Source organism: Vibrio sp. 10N.261.46.A3 (assembly GCF_041472995.1).
In the GTDB taxonomy this organism is placed as follows: Bacteria; Pseudomonadota; Gammaproteobacteria; order Enterobacterales; family Vibrionaceae; genus Vibrio; species Vibrio coralliirubri.
Window position 1 is genome coordinate 1 of record NZ_JBFRRH010000218.1, and the last position, 327, is coordinate 327.

The 327-nt window shown below is 45.3% G+C and carries 1 protein-coding gene; it reads left to right on the plus strand.

Annotation, left to right across the window (positions count from 1 at the left end):
• On the plus strand, positions 1-327 hold a 327-nt coding region (locus AB4484_RS26750), incomplete at both ends, for a hypothetical protein (RefSeq protein WP_372081061.1).

Here is a 327-nt window from a genome sequence, read left to right on the forward strand (position 1 = left end):
GACCTATCAAGGTACGACGATAAGCGGGACTCCTATCTTCACGCTCGCGCTAGCGAATGATGGCTCTTATACGTTTACGTTGTTAGGTCCTCTAAATCATCCAACAAGTCCGAATTCCAATACCTTAACGATTCCATTCGATGTCGTTGCGGTTGATGGCGATGGCGATGATTCTAACCAATATGTATTGCCAATCGAGGTGCTCGATGATGCGCCAATAATGAGTGCGCCAACGGGTGAAACAGTTGTCGATGAAGACGATCTTACTGGTGTTGGTTCAGATCAATCCAAAGATAGCATTATTAACGGGTTATTCACGGTTGATGA